The 21,087-nt window shown below is 65.6% G+C and carries 18 protein-coding genes; 5 read left to right on the top strand and 13 right to left on the bottom strand.

Annotated features, from left to right (window positions below; all coding sequences use genetic code 11):
• From JF290_RS11780 to JF290_RS11830, 11 genes are all read right to left on the bottom strand, one after another.
• The gene (locus JF290_RS11780) at nucleotides 1-1,440 is read right to left on the bottom strand and encodes a 6-hydroxynicotinate reductase (protein WP_199025079.1); all 1,440 of its coding nucleotides are present in this window, start codon (nucleotides 1,438-1,440) and stop codon (nucleotides 1-3) included.
• Nucleotides 1,437-4,169, bottom strand: coding sequence for a molybdopterin-dependent oxidoreductase (locus tag JF290_RS11785; RefSeq protein WP_328701246.1), 2,733 nt, complete (start codon nucleotides 4,167-4,169; stop codon nucleotides 1,437-1,439). The genes JF290_RS11780 and JF290_RS11785 overlap by 4 nt, the downstream gene beginning before the upstream one ends.
• Nucleotides 4,166-5,011, bottom strand: coding sequence for an FAD binding domain-containing protein (locus JF290_RS11790; RefSeq protein ID WP_199025080.1), 846 nt, complete (start codon nucleotides 5,009-5,011; stop codon nucleotides 4,166-4,168). The genes JF290_RS11785 and JF290_RS11790 overlap by 4 nt, the downstream gene beginning before the upstream one ends.
• A gap of 81 nt (nucleotides 5,012-5,092) precedes the next feature.
• Entirely contained in the window at nucleotides 5,093-5,788 is a 696-nt protein-coding gene (locus tag JF290_RS11795; protein WP_199025081.1) for an ABC transporter ATP-binding protein, read from the bottom strand.
• Nucleotides 5,788-6,495, bottom strand: coding sequence for an ABC transporter ATP-binding protein (locus JF290_RS11800; RefSeq protein ID WP_199025082.1), 708 nt, complete (start codon nucleotides 6,493-6,495; stop codon nucleotides 5,788-5,790). The genes JF290_RS11795 and JF290_RS11800 overlap by 1 nt, the downstream gene beginning before the upstream one ends.
• The gene (locus tag JF290_RS11805) at nucleotides 6,492-7,436 is read right to left on the bottom strand and encodes a branched-chain amino acid ABC transporter permease (RefSeq protein WP_199025083.1); all 945 of its coding nucleotides are present in this window, start codon (nucleotides 7,434-7,436) and stop codon (nucleotides 6,492-6,494) included. The genes JF290_RS11800 and JF290_RS11805 overlap by 4 nt, the downstream gene beginning before the upstream one ends.
• The gene (locus JF290_RS11810) at nucleotides 7,433-8,359 is read right to left on the bottom strand and encodes a branched-chain amino acid ABC transporter permease (RefSeq protein ID WP_199025084.1); all 927 of its coding nucleotides are present in this window, start codon (nucleotides 8,357-8,359) and stop codon (nucleotides 7,433-7,435) included. Before JF290_RS11810 ends, JF290_RS11805 begins: the two co-directional genes overlap by 4 nt.
• Before the next feature lie 183 nt (nucleotides 8,360-8,542).
• Nucleotides 8,543-8,917: a DUF6481 family protein gene (locus JF290_RS11815; RefSeq protein ID WP_199025085.1), complete on the bottom strand. Its 375-nt coding sequence runs from the start codon at nucleotides 8,915-8,917 to the stop codon at nucleotides 8,543-8,545.
• Nucleotides 8,918-9,173: 256 nt separating this feature from the next.
• Nucleotides 9,174-9,380 (bottom strand): cold-shock protein, encoded by a 207-nt coding sequence (locus tag JF290_RS11820; RefSeq protein WP_199025086.1) that lies wholly within the window; start codon nucleotides 9,378-9,380, stop codon nucleotides 9,174-9,176.
• A 216-nt stretch (nucleotides 9,381-9,596) separates the two neighbouring features.
• Nucleotides 9,597-10,892, bottom strand: a complete 1,296-nt coding sequence (locus tag JF290_RS11825; protein ID WP_199025087.1) for an ABC transporter substrate-binding protein — start codon at nucleotides 10,890-10,892, stop codon at nucleotides 9,597-9,599.
• Between the two features lie 112 nt (nucleotides 10,893-11,004).
• Nucleotides 11,005-12,363 (bottom strand): hypothetical protein, encoded by a 1,359-nt coding sequence (locus JF290_RS11830; RefSeq protein WP_199025088.1) that lies wholly within the window; start codon nucleotides 12,361-12,363, stop codon nucleotides 11,005-11,007.
• Between the two features lie 87 nt (nucleotides 12,364-12,450).
• Between JF290_RS11830 and JF290_RS11835 the strand changes: the two genes are divergently transcribed.
• The 3 genes from JF290_RS11835 to JF290_RS11845 all read left to right on the top strand — a co-directional run bounded on the left by JF290_RS11835 (nucleotide 12,451) and on the right by JF290_RS11845 (nucleotide 17,114).
• The gene (locus JF290_RS11835; RefSeq protein ID WP_199025089.1) at nucleotides 12,451-13,248 is read left to right on the top strand and encodes a copper chaperone PCu(A)C; all 798 of its coding nucleotides are present in this window, start codon (nucleotides 12,451-12,453) and stop codon (nucleotides 13,246-13,248) included.
• Nucleotides 13,249-13,317: 69 nt separating this feature from the next.
• Entirely contained in the window at nucleotides 13,318-15,378 is a 2,061-nt protein-coding gene (locus JF290_RS11840) for a hydantoinase/oxoprolinase family protein (RefSeq protein WP_199025090.1), read from the top strand.
• Nucleotides 15,375-17,114 (top strand): hydantoinase B/oxoprolinase family protein, encoded by a 1,740-nt coding sequence (locus JF290_RS11845; protein WP_199025091.1) that lies wholly within the window; start codon nucleotides 15,375-15,377, stop codon nucleotides 17,112-17,114. The genes JF290_RS11840 and JF290_RS11845 overlap by 4 nt, the downstream gene beginning before the upstream one ends.
• On the opposite strand, the gene JF290_RS11850 is transcribed toward JF290_RS11845, so the two are convergent.
• Nucleotides 17,111-18,016 carry a ribokinase gene (locus tag JF290_RS11850; RefSeq protein ID WP_199025092.1) on the bottom strand — a complete coding sequence of 302 codons (906 nt, stop codon included), beginning with the start codon at nucleotides 18,014-18,016 and terminating at the stop codon, nucleotides 17,111-17,113. The two genes, JF290_RS11845 and JF290_RS11850, sit on opposite strands and share 4 nt — an antisense overlap.
• Before the next feature lie 206 nt (nucleotides 18,017-18,222).
• On the opposite strand from JF290_RS11850, the gene rpsD reads away from it, so the two are divergent.
• Both rpsD and JF290_RS11860 read left to right on the top strand, forming a co-directional pair.
• Nucleotides 18,223-18,843, top strand: coding sequence for a 30S ribosomal protein S4 (gene rpsD / locus JF290_RS11855; RefSeq protein WP_199025093.1), 621 nt, complete (start codon nucleotides 18,223-18,225; stop codon nucleotides 18,841-18,843).
• Between the two features lie 258 nt (nucleotides 18,844-19,101).
• The gene (locus tag JF290_RS11860) at nucleotides 19,102-20,523 is read left to right on the top strand and encodes a homospermidine synthase (RefSeq protein WP_199025094.1); all 1,422 of its coding nucleotides are present in this window, start codon (nucleotides 19,102-19,104) and stop codon (nucleotides 20,521-20,523) included.
• Nucleotides 20,524-20,526: 3 nt separating this feature from the next.
• Here the strand turns inward: JF290_RS11860 and JF290_RS11865 are convergent, their stop codons facing one another.
• Nucleotides 20,527-20,988 (bottom strand): Lrp/AsnC family transcriptional regulator, encoded by a 462-nt coding sequence (locus JF290_RS11865; protein WP_199025095.1) that lies wholly within the window; start codon nucleotides 20,986-20,988, stop codon nucleotides 20,527-20,529.
• Between the last annotated feature and the right edge of the window lie 99 nt (nucleotides 20,989-21,087).

Here is a 21,087-nt window from a genome sequence, read left to right on the forward strand (position 1 = left end):
TCAGCCTGACTCGCTTGAAACGGCACGCATTTCGCTGCCATATTCCCCACCCCGTTCGAGAACGTCGCGCAAGGAGCGAATCGCCGAGTCGTGACCGCCGAGCGCCAGGTAGTCGGCACGGCTGAGCGAGAATTCGAGCGGCGCGACCAGCGCCGGGGTCGGGACATAGCCGAAGGCGTTGTCCGGCATCCGCGTCACGTCCACCATGATCGTGATGCCACCGCCGGGCCAGAGATAGGTCGGCGCCCCACCGCAGGTCACCTGCGTGCTGAGCGCATGGACCGACCGGGTCAGGCGAACCGGGTTCTTCGTCACGCCGGAACGAAGGGATCCACCCGCACCGCCCATGAACAGGACCGTGCAAAGCGCCGGTTCGCAATTCTCGGCGATCAGCTCGACACTGGGCCGCAGGCTGTCCGGCAGCGGCGCGGGTTGCGGCGCCAGGGTATCGTCCAGAACGAAATAGCCCCATTGCTCACCGGTGGTCGACACCATCAGCAGGGTCAGGCCAGGGCGCGCGCCCTTCTTGGCGTTCCAGTCACCGAGGATCGTCAGCGGGTCCGCGATATCGGTGCCGCCCCAGCCGAGCCCCGGCTGCGCGACCTGGAAATAGCGGCCCGGCGTCGAACGCCGCCCCTTGATCCGGATGCCGGTATCCGGCCAGCCCAGCACCTTGCCGGCCTGGTGTTCGCTGACCACGCCGGTGATGTGATCGTCGACCACCACGACCTCGTCGACCAGCCCGTGCCACTGGCTCGCGAACATGCCGATGGTGGCCGAGCCACATCCCACGCGCATCCGCTCCTCGACCTTGCCGTCGACGACGGGCGGTTGACCCGCCTGCACCGTCACCGACGCGCCGCCATCGATGGTCAGCTCCACCGGCTCGCGGTTGCAGAGCCTGAGCAGCGCGTCGCAGGTGACGCGGCCCTCGGGCTTGGTGCCTCCGGTCAGGTGATCGACGCCGCCGAGCGACAGCATCTGGCTGCCGTATTCGCTGGTCATCACGTGACCGATGTGTTCGCCCTCCGCGCGCACCGGTGCAGCCTCCGGCCCAAGATGACGGTCCGTGTCGATCTTCACCTTGACGCCGCAATAGGAAAAGATCGCCTCGGTCACGACCGTGATCATGTCCACGCCCTCGATCTCGCGGCTGACGATGAACGGGGCGGGTTTGTAATCGGGATAGGTCGTGCCCGCGCCGATGGCGGTGACGAAGAGATCGTCGTCATGGATCAGCGCGCCATCCCAATCGGCTTTCAGGAATGGCCGGATCTCGCCGCCCTCTTCGATCCGGCGGTCCAGCACCGTCAGCGGGTCGCAGCGCACGATCCGCCCATCCTCGTTGCCGTATCGGTCACAGGCGCCGACTCTGCCCGGCGCGATGAAGCACATGACCGGACAGGCATCGCAGCGGATCTTTTCCGGGCGCACCGTCATGCCCGAGCCTCGCGGATCGCCGCCAGCACGCGGTGGGGCAAAGCCGGCAACCGCGTGATGCGCGCGCCCGAGGCATCGCGGATCGCGTTCAGGATCGCCGGCGCGGTCGGGATCAGGACGTGCTCGCCAAGCCCCTTGGCGCCCATCGGTCCTTCGGGGTCGGGCTTTTCGATCAGGATGGAGCGGATTTCCGGCATGTCGCCGATCGTGGGGATCAGGTAGTCATGCAGGTTCTCGGTGCGCCCCGGCAGATACTCCTCCATCAACGCCATGCCCATCCCCTGCGCGATGCCGCCCTCGATCTGACCGCGCGCCAGAAGCGGGTTGATGACCCGGCCCAGATCGTGCGCGGCGGTGATCCGGTGCACTCTCACAGCGCCGAGCGTCATGTCCACGTCCAGCTCGGCCAGTTGGGCGCCATAGCCATAAACCGCGTAGGGGGCGCCTTGGCCGTTCTCGTCCAACGGCCGGGTCGGCGGGTCATAGCTTTCCTCGGCCGACAACGCATAACCCCGGTCATCCACCGGCAAGGTGGCAAGGTCGATGACCCGCTTTCCGGGACCTTCGCGGATCACCAGCCGCGCGCCAACAAGCCGCAGATTCGCTCCATCGCCCATGTTGCCGAGCGCGAGAATGCGCGATCTGAGCGCCGCTCCGGCCAGCAGCGCCGCCTTGCCGGTGATGACCGTCTGGCGCGAGGCCGACGTCTTTCCGCAATCGGGCGTCAGTTCGGTATCGGGGCCGATCAGGGTGACATCCGACAGCGGCAGGCCGAGCGCGTCCGCCGCGATCTGGGCGATCACCGTGTTCGCCCCCTGACCGATATCGGTCGCTCCCTGGTGCAGGCACAATTGTCCTTCGGCAGTCAGGCCCAGCCGGATCGTCGAGGGATTGGGCAAGGCCGTGTTGCCGCAGCCATACCAGCAGGAGGCAATGCCAACCCCTCGCCGCACGTCGCCACCGGCGGCGTTGATCCTGCCGGCAACGGCCAGCGCTTCGCTCCACGGTGTTTCCAGCGCGGCAAGGCATTCGTCGATGCCGACCCCGTGCAACACCTGCCCGCAGACCGAACGGTCGCCGTCGCGCAAGGCGTTACGGCGGCGGAACGCCAACCGATCCATTCCGGCCTTGGCAGCGAGATCGTCGAACAGGCTCTCCTGCAGAATTGCCGCCTGCGGCACGCCGAAACCGCGAAACGCGCCCGCTGTCGGGCAATTGGTATGCACGGCGCGGGCCTCGGCGTGATAGTTCGGCACCTTGTAGGGGCCGGAGGCATGGACCGGCACCCGCACCGCCACCGTCGGCCCCCAGCTCGCATAGGCGCCGGTATTGAAATCGCCGTCAAACACCATCCCGACCAGTCGACCATCGGCATCCACGCCGGCGCGGGCGGTCATGTCCGAGGGGTGACGCTTGGTGGTGCTGGCCATGCTGTCGCGCCGGGAAAACGTCATGCGGCTGGGCCGGCCGGTCTTCAACGTAACGAGACCGATCAGCGGTTGCAGCGACAGGTCGAGCTTGGAGCCAAACCCACCCCCGGCAGCGGCGGGAATGATCCGCACACGCTTTGGCGGCAGTCCCAGAACGCGGGCGGTATCGTCGCGATCCATCATCGGGGCCTGGGTGCAGGCACGGATCACCAGCGTATCACCGTCCATCCAGGCGGCGCCGGCCTCAGGCTCGATATAGGCGTGTTCGACATAGCCCGTCTGCATCCGCGCCTCGGCCAGATGCGCCGAACCCGCGAGTGCGGCCTCGGGCGAGCCGGTGCGAACGCGGCCCGTGATCAGGATATTGTCCTCACGCTCGTCATGCACGCGGGCGGCACCGGGCACGCGCGCCGCGTCACTGTCGGCGAGTCCGCTGTCGGTATCCCAGGTCACGGGGAAATCGGACAAGTCCAGCGACTCGATCAGTACCGGGTCTCCGGCCACCAATGCGATGGCTTCGCCACGCATCCTCGCATGAGACTCGGCCAGGGCCGGCTGATCACGGAAAGCCGGGATGACGCCAAAGCGATTGTCGCCGGGAATGTCCGCGGCGGTGAAGACCTGTACCGGCCCATGCCGCGACCGCACCCAACCCGGGATGTCGCCGAGGCGGAAAGCAGCGGCATGGGGCGCGCGAAGCGCGCGCACCAGCAACGCGTCGCGCGGCGCATGATCCGCCCCGAACAGTTCGCTCCCCGCGACCTTGGGGCGGCCGTCCAGACGCTCGACCGGCGCACCGACAGCGGCACCGGCATCAGGCGCGGGCGGCGACACGGACGAGCCGACGTCAAGCACCGCGGCGGTGATCGACGCATATCCGGTGCAGCGGCAGAGCACGCCACCGAGCGCGTCTTCGACCTCGGCCCGCGTCGGTGTCGTGGTGCGGTCAAGCAGGGCCTGCGCCGCCATCAGCATCCCGGGTGTGCAAATGCCGCATTGCGCCGCGCCATGTCTCAGGAAAGCCTGTTGTAGAGGCGACAGCACAGCGCCGTCGCCCAGCCCCTCGACAGTGCGCAGATCGCCGCCCGCCGCGCGCGCCAGCGGCGTCAGGCAGGCGCAGACCGGCGCACCATCCAGCAGGACGGTGCAGGCACCGCAATCGCCCGCGTCACATCCGACCTTGGTGCCGGTGAGGCCGAGATCGCCGCGCAGCACGTCGGACAGGCGGCGCGCAGGCGGCGCATCGACCGAGACGGCTCTGCCGTTCACGGTCAGCTGGATGCCCGCGCCGTCCTTCACGACGATGCCGCGGCTGACAGTTCGGCAACGGCCCGCCGCAGCAGCCTCGTCGCCGCCACGACCCGATAGGAGGCATCGGCGCGCATGTCGTCGATCGGAGACAAAGCACGGGCGACCTCAGGCTCGGCGATCCGCTCGGAGAGCTCTGCGATCGGCGCGCCTCGCAAGGCAGCTTCAAGCTCGTTGAGGCGCGTGGCGACGGCGCTGCAGGCGCCCACCGACAAGGCCAGCGCGTCGACGCGTCCGCCGGAATGTTCGAGCCGTACGGCAACCATGACGATCGAGATCACCAGGTATCTGCGAGCGCCGAGTTTGAGGAAGCGGCTGCGTCCCGCACCCGCCGCGCGCGGCACGCGGATCGCTATCACCAACTCGTCCGGTGCGCGGGCGATCTGGCGCGCCCCGGTCAGGAAGGCCGAGAGCGGCATCTCGCGGCGACCGGTGGGGCCGGCCAGTTCGACACACGCATCAAGCGCCAGAAGCGGTGGCACGCCATCGGCAGCGGGCGAAGCGTTGCAGAGGTTGCCCGCCACGGTACCGGCGTTCTGAATCTGCACCGATCCGACCTCACGCGCGGCCTGTTTCAGCATGTCAAAGGCCGGGGGCAGGTCGGCGCCAAGGACATCGGTCCAGGTGGTCGTCGCGCCGATACGCCAACCGGCTTCGGTTTCGGAGATGCCGCGCAGGGAGGGAATGGCGGTCAGGTCCAGAACCGGCCCGCTCAGCGTCTGACGTTCGGTTGCGGGGAACAGGTCGGTGCACCCTGCGGCCACGGTCACGCCGGCGCGCGCCAAAACCGCAAGAGCGTCGTCCACCGTGTCAGGCCGGAAATATGCGTCCACGTGCCCCTGTCCCCTCTGACCGAACTGTGCGGAGTCGCCCTTGACCTGTCAACTGACAAGCCCGGGTGCGACCCGCCCGCATCACACGCCGAGGTGACGTTCGAGAATGGCATGATCCGCCCGAAGTGCGTCTGCCGGAAGGGTTTCGAGGTTGCGCCCGTTCTCGATGAACGCGACCCGGTCGGCGACCGAGAGGATCGCGTCTATGCGCTGTTCGACCAGCAGGATCGCGACACCACGGTCGCGCATGACGACGATGACCTGTCGGATCGCCTCGATCATCGAAGGTTGCAAACCCTCGGTCGGTTCGTCCAGCAGCAGCACGCGCGGTTCCAGGCACAGCGCGCGGGCTGTTGCCAGCATCTGCTGCTCGCCGCCAGATAGCGTCTCGGCACGCTGGTGCAGGCGTTCGCGCAGGCGCGGAAACAGGTCGAGCACACCGTCGCGCACCGCCCCACCGGAGTTGCGCACCATGAGGCCGATCTCGAGGTTCTGCGCTACGGTCAGGTCGGCGAACAATCTGCGCCCCTGCGGAATGTAGCCGATCCCGGTGCCGGCGACCTTGTGGGCGGGCAGTTCGCTGATCGTTTGCCCGTCCAGCGTGATCCGGCCCGACATCAGCGGCAGCAGCCCCATGATTGCCTTCATCGTGGTGGTCTTGCCCGCGCCGTTTCGGCCCAGCAGGCACAGGATTTCGCCCGCGTTCACGGTCAGTGACAGATCCCTCAGAATCTGCGCTCTGCCATAGGCCACGTTGATCTCGGACAGCTCCAGCATCAGCCGGTCCCCAGGTAGGCTGCCTGAACGGCGGCGTCGGCGTGGATGTCGGAGGGCGCGCCTTCGGCCAGCACGCGGCCGAAATTCAGCACGGTGATGACGTCGGCCGTTTCCATCACCACCGACATGTTGTGTTCGATCAGCAGGATCGTGGTGGTGTCGGACAGCGCGCGGATCAGTGTCTTGAAGGCGGCGACTTCGCTTTCGGCAAGGCCCTGCGTCGGCTCATCCAGGATCAGCAGGCGGGGCTTCTGGACAAGGCCCATGGCAATCTCCAGCAGGCGCTGGTGCCCATAGCTGAGATCGCCCGCGGTCTGATCGATTCGGTCGCCCAGTCCGACCTGCGCCAATGCGTCGGCGACCGCATCCTGCACCGCCGCGCCCTGCAGGCGGCGGCGCGCGGCCAGCGCGACATTCTCGGCCACGCCGAGATTGGCGAAGACCGAGGTGATCTGGAAGGTGTACGCCATGCCGAGGGCGATGCGCTTGTGGGCTGGCAGGGTCGATATGTCCTTACCATCGAAGATGACGGTGCCGCGCGTCGGTGCGATCCGCCCACACAGCATACCGACAAAGGTGGTCTTGCCCGCGCCGTTCGGGCCGATCAGGGCGCGCACCTGGCCTTGTGGCAGGTCGAAATCCACATCCTCGACCGCGTGCAGCCCGGCGTATTGCTTGGTCAGGCCACGGGTGGACAAGAGCGTCATGGCAGCCCCCGCCAGACCCGTTTGCGCAATTCGCCCGCCAGCCCCTGCGGCGCGAACAAGGTCAGCAGAACCAGCACCACGCCCGCGATCAGCATGTACGCGGTGGTGATCCCGCTGGACAGGTCGATCAGGTAGAACATGAACAGCGTACCGATGAAGGGGCCAAGCACAGTTCCGGCCCCGCCCAAGAGCACCCACAGCAGCGGAAAGATCGAATACTGCACCGACGCGAAGGTGGCCCCGACATAGCCGAAGAGAAGCCCGTATGCCGCCCCCGCCGCCGCCGAAATCGTGCCGGACACGATCACCGCCGCCAGCTTGTATTTGAACACGTCATAGCCCAGCATCCGCGCGCGGTCCTCGTTCTCGCGGATCGCGATCAGCACCTTGCCGAACGGGCTGCGCACAAGCGCCAAAGTTGTCAGCAGACAAACGGCAAAGAGCGCGAAGGCGGCAAAATAGCGGTTGGCCGGGTCCGACAGGTCGATGCCCCAGAGCATCCGCTGCGCCTGCTGAATCACAAAGCCTTCGTCGCCGCGCGTGTAGCTGCCGAAATAGAGCACCGTCAGATAGCCGGCCTGCGCGAACATGAGCGTCACGATCATGAAGGCCACGCCAACAGTGCGCAGCGCCAGAGCCCCGACGAGCGCGGCCACGACCAGACCAGCGATCAGCCCGGCGATCAGCGCCGGGGCCGGGCTGAAGCCGAGGATCTGAACGGAAAGGCCCATGCCATACATGCCGGCGGCAAAGAAAAGCGCATGGCCGAGACTCAACAGGCCGGTATAGCCGAACATGACGTTGAACCCGATGGCGAAGCTCGCCAGCACCATGATGCGCGCGAGATTGCCGTGGTGATAGGCGGGTAGCACGAATTGCAGCGCGAAGAGCAGCGCCAGCAGCCCGCCATGCAGAAACGCGGTCTTGGCCGTATCGCTCATGCGCGGCGCACGCCGAACAGCCCCTGCGGGCGGAAGACCAGCACCAGCGCCACCAGCAGCGTCGCAAGGATCTTGGCCAGTGTGGGCGAGAAGAAGACCGAGATGATGCCGTCAGACAGCCCGATCAGGATCGCTGCGACCACGGTGCCCGGAAGGCTGCCCAACCCGCCGATGATCACCACGATGAACGATAGAAGCAACGGATCGCCCCCCATCAGGTAATGCGCTTGCTGGATCGGCACGATCAGCACCGCCGCCATCGCCGCCAGCCCGGCACCGAGACCGAAGACCAGCCCATAGACCTTTTCGACCGGGATGCCGAAGGCCAGCGCCATGTCGCGGTCCATTTGCGTGGCGCGCATCACGAGGCCGATACGCGTGCGTGCCATCACGATCCAGACGCCGATCAGGACCACCGAGGCGGCGGCAATCACGCCCAGCTTGTAGCTGGTGGTCGACAGCCCCCAGGGCCAGTAAAGCTGCGGACGCCCATCGGAAAACTCGACCCAGGGCAGCGCGAGGCGGGTGTTGAAAGGCGGCTCGACCGGTCGCGCGTCCGGGCCATAGGTCATCAGCGTGACCTGCTGCAGGATGTAGAGAATGCCGATCGTTGCGACGATGGTGCGCTCGGGATCATAGGCGATGCGTTTGAGGATCGTCACGTCCGCCGCTGCCGCCAGCAGGCCAACCAGCACCGGCACCACGATCAGCGCGACCGCGAACCCAAGCGCCGGATGCCCACCGATCAGGCTGGTCATCCACCAGGCAAGCACCGCGCCGAGCATGAAGAATTCGCCATGCGCGACATTCACCACGCGCATCACGCCAAAGACCAGCGACAACCCGACCGCCGTCAGCGCCAGCACCGCCGCTGTTACCGCGCCTTCGAGCGACGCGAGCATGAGATAGGGTCCGAAGTCCATGAAGCCGAAGATGAAACGGGATCACATCAAAGGGCAAGGACAGAGTGCACTTGAGCCGATGATGGTGGACGTCAGGTGGTGCGGACCTGTTTCAGGTCCGGCCTCATCGAAACCCTGCACACGGTCCTTGCAGACCCATGGGAAGTCGACAATTCAGCCCGCGCATGGCTGACGCCTATCCGATCAGCGCTTGCGGTTGCGACGCGCAGCATAGCGTCGGTCGCGTTCCGCCTTGCGCTCTGCTTCATGCGCCGCTTTTTGTGCGCTCTCTTGATCGGCGGTCTCGGCAAGCTTTGCGGCAAGAACCGCGGCTTGCTCTTCGGCGCGCTTGGCCTCCTCGGCTTGCTGACGCAGGAGGTCTTCGTTTTCTTTTTGCAACTCGGCCGCCTTGGCCTGTCGCTTTTCTTCACGGACAGCCGCAGCTTCTTCCCGTTTGGCGCGCTTTGCCAGTCTCTCCGGGTCATTCGCCGCCGCTTGAAACCGTTCAAGCTTGCTCTGTTTGGCCTCGGACGCCGTCTTGAGACGCCCGTCAAACTGGTCTGGATTGGAGTTCTTCATATGTTTATCGGCTCGCAATTGTGTGGTGCAGGGACACGCAAGGCTGCACCCTGTGTCGGTGGAGCGCCATTGGAAGACCGGAACGGGGTCCATCCACGCTAGGTGATGAGGGATTGCACTGGTTCAGAAAAGCGGTTTGCTCGATCATTTGATGCAACGCTCGACAAACGACCCCGCCTTGGAAACCAAGAACGGGCGCATCGTTTCCGATCCGCCCGTCCCGAACTGTCAGCCTGGTCCCTGAACGGGAGCCGGCTTAAGCCAGCGCCAGATTGGCTGCGCTTTCGCGGCCATCGCGGCCCGACTCGATGTCGAAGGTGACTTTCTGGTCATCATTCAGGCCGGTCAAGCCCGCGCGCTCGACCGCAGAGATGTGCACGAAGACATCCTTGCTGCCGCCATCGGGGGCGATAAATCCAAAACCTTTTGTCGAGTTGAACCATTTTACGGTGCCAGTGGCCATCGTAGTTCTCCTTTTTTGCTGCCCGCGGAATGCGGCAGGTCGGCTATGTCAGTGCTAGATCGGTACACTGAGCCGTAAGGAGCAGATTCATCGATAGAGATAACGTAACTCCTGCTCAGTAGGGCCTTACACCCAAGTAAGCAAGCTTTTTCTACTCGGTCCCGCGCTGACATGTTCATTGCAGGACCGAGGTTGGTCCAAAGGCCTTGACCATCGCTAGAGCGACTGCGCCGTGTAATCCACCTCGTCGGGATAGAGCGTGTCTTCGATGGACGTGGTGTGCACGACGTTCATCCGCCCGTCTTCGACCTTACTGATATACTGGTGGCCAAAGACCTGGTGGGTCTTGCCGTTGAACCGCTTTGCGCCCTGCGGATGGTCGTCGGACAATGGCATGTCGCCCATCGCCTCGACCGCTTCGATCAGGGCAGCGCGGTCGGCGGGGCCCTGGTAGCCTGACGCTTCCATGCCCGCCTTCACGACATTCAGGGTTTCCCAGCAGCCGAACATATGGGCATAGGTCGACACGTCGCGCGGGTCGCTGACCGATGCACCGTTTTCGTCGACGCCCACGGCCTCGCGATACATCTTGTCATGGCTGGTCTGGTCGGCCTGCGCGTAGCGCGGGTTGCCCTCCCAGAAATAGGTTCCGTCCAGAAATTCGAGCCCGGCGCTGCCCATGTCGACCGCTTCGAGACTGTCGATGAAGCCGAACATCTCGGGCCGGCTCGGGCCGAAGAATTCGCCCAGTTCCTTGACGAAGGTCAGAACCGCCGGGCCAACCATGACGTGATAGACCACCTCGGTCTCGCGCGGGATCTTTGGGAAGTATTTGGTAAAGCTGGTCTCGGTCGGAGGAATGGCGATCTGCGCGACCACTTCGCCGCCCTGCGCCGCGATGGCCTCGCTGAAATAGTCGCGGTGATCGTGGCCGAATGCGAAATCCGGGTAGATCATCGTGATCTTCTTGCCGAGGTTTTCCGACACGAAGGGCGCCATGGCAATGACCTGGCTTTTGACGTCGGTGATACCCGGTTGCAGCGTATAGCGGTTGAGCATGCCGGAGGCGACGTGATGACCTTCGGAGACCACGAAATAGGGCAGTTTCAGTTCGCCCGCACGCGGGGCGGACCCGATCACCACGTGAGAAAACAATGTTCCAAAGCCGATGTCGCAGTTGTGCTGGGTGGCGAATTTCTCGACCACTTCGGCGCCGCGTTTCGGATCGGTGCCGTCATCTTCGGCGATCACCTCGACCATGCGGCCGTTGATGCCGCCCGCGTCGTTGATCCGTTTCACCGCTGCGGTGGTGGTGCGATCATACCAGCGCCCATAGGCCGCGCCGATGCCGGTGCGATGGACCTGGAAGCCGATGCGGATCGGCTCGGAGGTCTGGGCCTGCGCGTAGCGCGCCCAGAGCGGCAGACTCGCTCCCGCCGCCGCCGCGCCGCCTCCCAGCGCCAGTGTCTTGAGCGCGCTTCGGCGCGTCGGTGCCTTGATGATCTTGGTCATGGAAAATCCCCCTGGAAATCGGCCGGCCGGATCGCTTCTCGATCTCGTTCTGGCGTCGAGTGTGCGGAGGAAGCCCGTTCTTGTCCAGTGTTTTGGCGGCGCTGACCGCCGGTCACAACCCGCGCGGCGAAGCCAGAAGCCAGAGCCCGAACAGCGTGTAAAGCACCATGAACACGGCCAGTGGCGCCTGGCTGATCGCGGCGCGCCGTATGCCGCCGAAGCTGCGCAAGGCGATTGCATGGGCCATCATCACCGCTAGCACATGGCCGATCACCACCGCGCCGGCCTGGGTCAGCCAGATCACGCGTACGGTGTCCTGCGTGTTGAAGAAGCCGGTTGTGACATAGAACGCCCCCAGACCCAGAAGATCGTCCCCCCGCGCCAGCGGATCGTTCAGCGCAGCAAGCGCGTATTGGCCGTCGACCAGGAAACTCGTGAGGTAGTGGGCGATGTGATACCCCAGCGCGATCGGCAGGATCGAAGGGGCGAACAGGCAGACCGCCTCGCGCAGACCCATCCGCGCTCTGATCAGCCAAAGCCCGGCGCGCACGCAGAGCGCAAAGACCGCAACCAGCGCCGCATTGGCGATGAGCAGCCCTGCAACGTTCTGCAGGATCACCGCCGAGCGGCCGGGAAACTCCAGCGGGTTCACTCCGATCCGGGCCAGCCACCAGAACGTCTCGTTCAGACCGTCAAAACTGCCGCTGCCCAGCATCAGAAGCATGAACAGCGCGATCCCGAGCGGTGGTCGCCCGCGGCGGAGCGCCCTCCAGCCGGTCAGCCCGATCGCGCCGCGCCGCCCCGCACGCCCGAAAAGGCTCAACCGGGCATAGCTGCGCATCAGGACCGAAAAGCCCTCGCCCCGGTACATCCAACGCGGGCCGAAGGTAAGCAGTGCCATGTAGGTGAAGAACCAGTAGCCCAAGACATACCCCGCGAGCCGGGCTGGATCGGACGGGGCCGGATCCGCCAGCAGGATCGCTACGAAGGCGAGAAACGTCAGGATCGCCCCCGAGTGCCCCAGACGCGACGGCAGCCTCAGAACGGGCCGCACTCCCAAGAGCCGGCGGGTTGCGGCGACCGGACCGGACCAGGGGTCGATCCAGGCCCAGAGATTGCCGAAGAGACCCTGAACGGTCACGAGGCCGACCCAGAACACCGTCCAGACGAACAGGGGCAGCGGGTTGGTCAGGGGGTCGCGCGGCCCGTTCAGCCCCGCCCAGATCAGCGCAAACAGCACGCAAAACGCACTCATGCTGGTCACAAGGCGCAACCGCGGACGCGCCGGAAACCGCAACAGCGGAATTGGACGAAACGCCGCCGCAAGAACACTCCCGGGCAGCAGCGCCAGCAACAGGACCGTCAGTGCGACACAGGCGACACCGGCACCGATGTAGACATCCGTAGGCAGGAGCAGCACGAAACCCTGCTCGGCCGCGTGCGCCCGCACCGGACCCGCGTTCAGGGACATCACACTTACGAGACTGGCCAGAGCCCCGATGCGGACCCTATACTGCGCAAAGTTCATGATGAGGGATGATACCCGCAGGGAGACCGGATGAAAGCTGGAAAACAGATTGCGACACTTGCAGCGCTGGCCGTCCTCGGCGCGATCGCGCTGGGTTTCTTCTGGCATGCGCGGCAAAATCCCCTGCTGATCGGCGAGGTAAAGGCGGCACCGCTTCAGGGGCGCGACGCAACCATCGGCGTATTCCTGAACATCAGCAATTCCGGCGGCCCGGACCGGCTGGTCGGCGCGAGGTCGATCGTGGCGCAACGCGCGCGGCTGGCTTCTGCCGTGGCCGATGCGGGATTGCCGATTCCCGCCGACAGCACGCCGTCACTGGCGCCGGACGGGGCCTATATTCTGATGGACGGCGTCGGCGGCACGCTGGACGAGGGCCGGATGATCCCGATCACGCTGCGCTTCGAACGGGCCGGGGAGTTGCGCACGCAGGCCAGGCTGCAAACACCACGCGCCACCGGCGAGGCTGCGCGGTTCGGCCTGTTCGGGATCGGAGACATCTGCATCGTCGAAGAGGGCGAGCCCGCGCCGAAGATCGCTCTGGCGGTGGAACCGGACGGCGACGGCTGGCGAGTGCGCATCGACGCCGAGGATTTCACCTTTTCCAGCGAGATGCTTGACGGCCCGCATGTCCCCGGAATGGGCCATGCGCATCTTTATGTCGGTGGGCTGAAGCTGCAGCGCGTGTTCGAACCCGAGGTGCGTATCGGCGCGCTGCCGCCGGGCCGGCACGAGGTGCGCGTGACGCTCAACACCAACGATCACCGCGCCTACGTTGTCGACGATTTGCCGGTCATCGCGACCGAAGTGATCGACGTGCCGGCGCCCTGATGCGTTGACAAGAACCCGGGCTTGCGGACACGCTTTCACCGCGGATCAACGGAACGGGCCGGAGCCGGAATGACCAAACGCAGCTTGGGTCGCGTCGTGGGTGTCGATGTCGGCGGAACCTTTACCGATCTCGTCGAACTCGACCAGGCCACAGGCCAGGTGCGCCTGTCCAAGGTGCCGAGTACGCTGGACAACCAGGCCTTCGGTGTCCTGAATGCGCTGCGCGAGGCCGGATGCGACCTGGCCGCGCTCGATCTGATCGTGCATGGCACCACCACCACGACCAACGCGGTTCTGGAGCGCAAGCTGGCCCGGACGGGTCTGATCACCACGCAGGGCTTTCGCGACGTGCTGGAACTGGGCCGGCGCACCCGCCCGCAAGCCTATGGCATGACCGGACGCTTCACGCCGCTGATCCCGCGCAACCTGCGACTGGAGGTTCCCGAGCGGATGGATGCGGCGGGCGAAATCGTAACGCCGCTGGACGAGGACGCCGTGCGCGCAGCCGGGCACCGCCTGCTGGACATGGGATGTGAATCGCTCGTCGTGCATTTCCTGCATGCCTATGCCAACCCGGCGCACGAGCGCCGCGCCGCCGCGATCCTGACCGCGATCTGGCCAAACGATCACATCACCATGGGTCATGCACTGCTGTCGGAAAGCCGTGAATTCGAACGCGGGGTGACGGCGGCGGCCAATGCCGCCGTGCAGCCGCTGCTGGACCGCTACATCCGGCGGCTGGTGGCCGAACTGAAAGGCGGCGGATACCGCGGCGAGTTGCTGGTGATGAACGGCAATGGAGGTATGGTCAGCGCGGGCCGTGTCGCGCAGGAGGCCGCCAAGACGGTGATGTCCGGGCCCGCCTCGGGCGTGATGGCGGCGGCTTATACCGGGCGCAAGGCGGGGCTCGCCAATCTCATCACCTATGACATGGGTGGCACCTCGACCGACGTGGCGCTGATCCGCGATGCCGAACCGGCGGTGTCAAACGAGATCGAGATCGAATACGCCATGCCGATCCATGTGCCGATGGTGGATGTGCGCACCGTCGGCGCGGGGGGCGGCTCGATCGCGCGAGTGACGCCTTCGGGCCTGCTGGAAGTCGGTCCCGACAGCGCCGGGGCCGATCCGGGGCCGATCTGCTATGGCCGGGGCGGTGCTGAGCCGACGATTTCGGACGCCAACCTGATCCTCGGACGGCTCGACCCGGCTGGGCTGAACGCGGTGGCGGGCGGTGTTTCGGCAGATCATGTGCGCGCGGTCTTTGCCGAGCGGTTGGGCGCACCGCTGGGTCTGGATGCGATCAAAGCGGCTGCCGCGGTGATCCGCATGGCCAACACGCGCATGGCCGGGGCGATCCGCATGGTGTCGATCTCGCTGGGCGCGGATCCGCGGGACTTCGCGCTGTTCGCCTTTGGCGGCGCCGGCCCGTTGCACGCCACGGCGCTGGCGCGCGAGCTGGGCATTCCGCAGGTCATGGTGCCAGGGCGGCCCGGCATTACAAACGCCATCGGCTGCGTCGTGGCCGACCTCCGGCACGATTTCGTCAACACGATCAACCGGCCGCTGGACTGCCTGGACGCGGATCATCTGGCGCAGGTCTTCGCGGCGCAGACCGCCGAGGGCGAGGCGCTGATCGCGCAGGAACCGATCGAGATCCGCGACGTTCGCAGACTCTACAGCGTCGATATGCAATTCATCGGTCAAACCCACCTGCTGCGGGTGCCGCTGGAGCGCCCGGACGTGACTCCGGACGAGTTGCAGGCACTGTTCGAAGCTGCCTATTTCGCGCGGTTCCGGGTCGAACTGAACAATATTCGCGCCAATCTGGTGAACGCCAATTGTTCGGTGATCGGGGTGCGCGCCGATCTCGACCTCGGCGCGTTGATCGACCCTGCTGGGCGGAAGGCGACGCTTGACGCTGCGCGGACGGGCACACGCCCGGTTTATTTCGACGGAGCCTGGCATGACACGCCGGTCTACTGGCGCGACCACCTGCCACTCGACGTCACGCTGCCCGGGCCGGCGGTTTTGCAACAGATGGACACGACCATCCTTGTCGAACCAGGCGACACCGCGCGGGGCGATGCCGGCGGCAACATCCTGATCGAGATCGGAGGCGGCGCATGAAGCTTGACCCGATCACCCTGTCTGTCATCCAAGCGGGCTTGCAGCAGGTCTGCGACGAGATGGACCTGACCTTTTCGCGCGCCGCATTCTCGCCGGTGATCGCCGAGGCGAACGATCGCTCCGACGGCATCTATGCCGCCGATGACGGATCGCTGATCGCTCAGGGCGCGGGCGGCCTGCCGGTCTTCGTCGGCACGATGCAGTATTCGACCCGCACGTTGATCTCGATGATCGCCGACGGGCGTGCGGCCGCGCCGCAGCCGGGCGACATCTATATCGTCAACGATCCCTACCTGGGCGGCACGCACCTGATGGACGTGCGGTTCGCGCGGCCGTTTTACCGGAACGACAAGATCTTCTGCTGGCTCTCCAACACCGGGCACTGGCCCGATACCGGCGGCGTGGTGCCGGGCGGCTTCTCGGCCAGCGCCACTGCGGTCGAGCAGGAAGGGCTCCGCCTGCCGCCGGTGCGGCTGTTCAAGCAGGGCAAGCTGGATGCCGAGATCATGGCGATCATTTCCAGCAACATTCGCGTCGCCGACCAGCGGATCGGCGATGTCAAGGCTCAGGCCGCAGCCCTCATGGTGGGCGAAGACCGACTGAATGCCCTGATGGACCGCTATGGCGACGCCACTGTGACCGCGGCGATCGCCGAGTTGCGCCAGCGCGCCGCACAACAGATGCGCGCCTTCATCGCCGATATTCCGCCGGGCAGCTATCGGGCCAGCGCCTGGATCGACAGCGACGGGGTGGTGAACGAACCGCTTGAGATCCGGCTTTCGGTGACGCGCGAAGGCGACGACCTGGCGTTCGATTTCAGCGGGTCGAGCCCGCCCTGCAGGGGTCCGATGAACTCGGTCCGGGCCACGACGCTCAGCGCGGTCTATCTGGCGATGCGCCATATCTTTCCCGAAGTTCCGATGAGCGCGGGCGCGTTCGAGCCGCTGCGCGTCACCGGGATCAAGGGGACGTTCCTCGATGCGCAGTACCCGCGCCCGGTGTCGGGCTGTGCTGCCGAGGTCAGCCAGCGCGTCGCCGAGGCGGTCTTTGCCGCGCTGGTCGAGCCGCTTCCCGAGCGCGTCACCGCCGCACCGGCGGGCACCAGCGGCAATTTCGCTCTTGGCGGCCACGATCCGGCGCGGGGGCGCGATTTCGTGATGTATCAGATCTCGGGCGGCGGCTATGGCGGCAACGCCGATCACGACGGGCTGTCCAACGGCTGTTCGACCATCGGCATTTCCAAAGCGCCGCCGGTCGAGATCATGGAGCAGGCGTTTCCAGTGCTCTATCACCACTATGCGCTGCACGAGGGCTCGGGCGGAGCCGGTCGTCATCGCGGCGGATTCGGTCTGGATTACCTCCTCGAACTACGCCGCGGCGCCGCGACGGCCAGTTTCGTGATGGACCATGGCCGGTTCGGCCCGCAGGGCGTGCGGGGCGGCGGCGATGGCGGGGTCAACCGCGTGACGGTCTGGCAATCCGGCCGGCCTTACACGCCCGAGCACCTGTCCAAGGAACAGGACATCCCGCTTCTGCCCGGTGATCGTGTGCATGTGCGCACCCCCGGCGGCGGCGGCTATGGAGACCCGCGACAGCGCCCGCCCGAGGCCGTGCTGGAGGACGTCATGATGGAGCGTTACACCACGGCGCAAGCCCACGACCTGTTCGGCGTCGTTCTGACCGGAACGCCCCTGACCGTGGACAGAGCGGCGACCGACGTCCTGCGCGCCAGCTAGTTCAACAGCGCCTCGACCTCTGCAAGATCAGGCATCGATGCCGCTGCACCCGCGCGCGTGACCGACAGGCCCGCTGTGGCGCAGCCGACGCGCACCGCGGCCAACGCATCGCAGCCGCGCGTCAAGGCCGCGGCGAAACCGCCGTTGAACGCATCCCCCGCGCCGGTGGTGTCGACCACCGCCCCGGCCTGAACCGCAGGCACCAGACCGTGCCCGTGCAGATATGCGCCCCGTTCACCCAACGTGATGATCGGTGTGCCGACACCAAGATCGCACAGGCGTTGGCAGGCGCGGTCCGCGTCATCGATAGCGGACACTGCGATGCCGGTCAGCGCCTCGGTCTCGGTCTCGTTCGGAGTGACATAATCGCAGAGCGACAGCACCTCGGCCGGCAGGTCCGCCGCGGGGGCCGGGTTAAGGATCGTCACGACACCGGCGTCGCGGGCGATCCGCAGCGCCGCGGCCGATGCGGCAAGCGGATGCTCGAGCTGTGTCATGAACACGTCGGCTCCGGCGATCAGGTCGGCATGGGCCTCGGCATCCGCGGTCGAGATCCGCTCGGCGGCACCGGGCGACACGATGATCGCGTTCTCACCGGTCGCGTCATCCAGATAGATGAAGGCAGCGCCGGTATAGCTGTCGGGATCGGGCGTGGCATGCGCGGCGACGCCCGCCTGTTTCCAGACACCTCGGGCCATCTCGGCAAAGGCATCCTGCCCGAGCCGGGTCAGGAAATGCACTTCGGCCCCCATCCGCGCCGCGGCCACGGCCTGGTTCGACCCCTTGCCACCCGGTCCCAGCACGAAACCGCGTCCCAGCACCGTTTCCCCCATACGCGGCGTCCGTTCCGCCCGAAAGGCGGCATCGGCGACGAAAACCCCCATGACGACGACTTTTCCCATGCGCGCCCTCCCCGTAAGCCCGGGCTCAGTTGCCCGCGCGGCGCCGTTCCTGTCAAGTCGCCATGCCCTGTTGACTCTGTCCGGACGGGGCGTATAAGCGCGGCTTCGTTGGTGTTGGTGGCCCCCGCAAGGGGATGCCTGTCAGGAGCAATCCAGAGGACAACGCCCTTCACGCCCGACCCGGGCCATATAGAAGGAGATCAGCCGTGACAAAACGCACGTCTGCCAAGTACAAGATCGACCGCCGCATGGGCGAAAACATCTGGGGCCGCCCCAAGTCGCCCGTCAACCGCCGCGAGTACGGCCCCGGCCAGCACGGCCAGCGCCGCAAGGGCAAACTGTCGGATTTCGGCATCCAGCTGCGCGCCAAGCAGAAGCTCAAAGGCTACTATGGCGACCTGACCGAGAAGCAGTTCCGCCGCATCTATGCCGAGGCCGAGCGCGTCAAGGGCGACACCGGTGAAAACCTGATCGGCCTGCTCGAGCGTCGCCTCGACGCCGTGGTCTATCGCGCGAAATTCGTGCCGACCGTTTTTGCTGCGCGCCAGTTCGTGAACCACGGCCATGTCCGCGTGAACGGCAAGAAGGTCAACATCCCGTCCTACCGCGTCAAGGAAGGCGACGTGATCGAGGTCCGTGACCGCTCCAAGCAGATGACCGCTCTGCTGGAAGCCGTGTCGCTGGCCGAGCGCGACGTTCCAGATTACATCGACGCCGACCATTCCAAGATGACCGCGACCTTCGTGCGCACGCCCCAACTTGGCGACGTACCCTACCCGGTCATGATGGAACCGAACCTGGTCGTCGAATTCTACGCCAAGAACTAATGGCCCGAAGCTGACGCTTCAGGTTTCTGTGGAAAGGCCGGGGTTTCGCCCGGCCTTTCTTTTTGGTTCGCAGGGGGTGTCCGGCGTCATCGATCCCGGATATGCCACCGTGACATGCCGAGTACGGGGCAGGCCGCGCTGGCCATGCAGCAGGTTTCGCCGCCCCCCACCCAGCGGCTATACCGGGGGATGGAACGCGGCGAATCGGTTTCGCGCAGCGTCCGGTCGCACGAAACTCATTCGCGGAACGGAGATCCCATGCCCCAGTCCCACCCTGTCTACGGTCGTATCGACGGCCCTGTCGTGATCATAGGTTTCGGATCGATCGGCAAGGGAACCCTGCCGCTGATCCAGCGGCATTTCGATTATGACGCCGACCGGCTCGTGGTGATCGATCCGAACCCGGACACGCATCTGTTCCTGTCCCAACACGGCATCCGGCACGAACAGATCGCCATCACGCGCGAGAACTACCGCGAGGTGCTGACCCGAATGTTCCCCGACGGCGGCGGTTTCTGTGTCAATCTGAGTGTCGACACCTCGTCACTGGACCTGATGAAACTTTGCCGCGAAATCGGCGTTCTCTACATCGACACCGTGGTCGAACCCTGGGCCGGATTCTATTTCGACACCCAGAAAAACGCCGAGCGCACCAACTACGCTCTGCGCCAGAAGGTGCGTGACGAGAAAGCCGCCAATCCCGGCGGCACGACGGCCGTCAGTTGCTGCGGGGCCAATCCCGGTATGGTCAGTTGGTTCGTCAAGGAGGCGCTTCTGACGCTGGCGCGCGACACCGGGCGCGAAGTGGACGTGCCGACCGATCGGGGCGACTGGGCCGCGCTGATGCAGTCGCTTGGCGTCAAGGGCGTGCATATCGCGGAGCGCGACACTCAGGCCCGGCGCCTGCCGCGCCCACGCGGCACCTTCGTCAACACCTGGTCGGTCGAGGGGTTTATCTCGGAAGGGTTTCAGCCCGCCGAGCTGGGCTGGGGCACGCATGAAGCCTGGTTCCCCGAGAACGGACACCGTCAGGACAGCGGGTGTATGGCCGGCATCTGGCTGGACCGGCCTGGCGCAATCACGCGGGTGCACACCTGGTGCCCGACGCCAGGGCCGCAGTTCGGCTTTCTGGTGACGCACAACGAGGCGATCTCGATCTCCGACTACTACACCGTGGGCGACGCCTCCGCGCCAGAGTTTCGCCCGACCTGCCATTATGCCTATCATCCCTGTGATGACGCCGTGCTGTCGCTGCACGAGATGTTCGGCTCGGGCCGGCAGCAGAGCACGCACGAGATTCTCGACGTGGACGAGATCGTCGAGGGAATCGACGAGTTGGGCGTGCTGCTCTACGGGCACGAGAAGAACGCGCTGTGGTTCGGCTCGCGCCTGTCCAACGCCGAAGCCCTCAAGCTGGCCCCCTATCAGAACGCGACCGGGCTGCAGGTCACCAGTGCGGTTCTGGCCGGCATGGTCTGGGCGCTCGAGAATCCGGAAGCCGGGATCGTCGAAACGGACGAGATGGATCACGTCCGCTGTCTCGAGGTGCAGCGCCCCTATCTTGGCCCGGTCGAGGCGCATTACACCGACTGGACACCGCTGCAGGACCGCTGGGAACACTTCCCCGAGGATATCGACGAAAGCGACCCCTGGCAGTTCCGCAACGTGCTGGCGACCTGACGCCTACAGGGGCAGCGGGCGTCCTTCGGCGATGGCCTCCATCGCGAAATAGGAGGTCACGCTGTCCAGTTCGACCTTTTCGATCAGACGCTGATACACCTTGTCATAGCTGGCCATGTCCTCGGTCACGATCTTGAGCTGGTAGTCGTAGTCACCGCCGATCCGGTGGAAATCGACCACCTCGGGGATGGTGAGCACATGACTGCGGAAGGCCTGCAGCCATGCCTTGGAATGGTGCCGCGTCCGCAACATCACGAAGACCACGAGATCGAGCCCCAGTTGCGCCCGGTCCACGCGGGCGTGGCTGCCCAGCAGCACCCCCTTCTCGCCCAGCGTCTTGAGCCGGCGCCAGCAGGCGTTCTGCGAGATGCCGACCCGGTCGGCCAGTTCCCGTTGTGACAGGCTGGCGTCTTTCTGGAGCTCCCGCAGCATCCGTGTGTCAATATTGTCGGGTTTCCACTTCATTTTCGATCATTTGACCCGAAATTTGTGAATCTAACCTCAAGATAGGTGAAGTTTTCACGCTTTGCCATGGGCATATTCATCTTGAAGATAGGAGCCCAC

The sequence above is a fragment of the Sedimentitalea arenosa genome, from assembly GCF_016428585.1.
Taxonomy (GTDB): Bacteria; Pseudomonadota; Alphaproteobacteria; order Rhodobacterales; family Rhodobacteraceae; genus Sedimentitalea; species Sedimentitalea arenosa.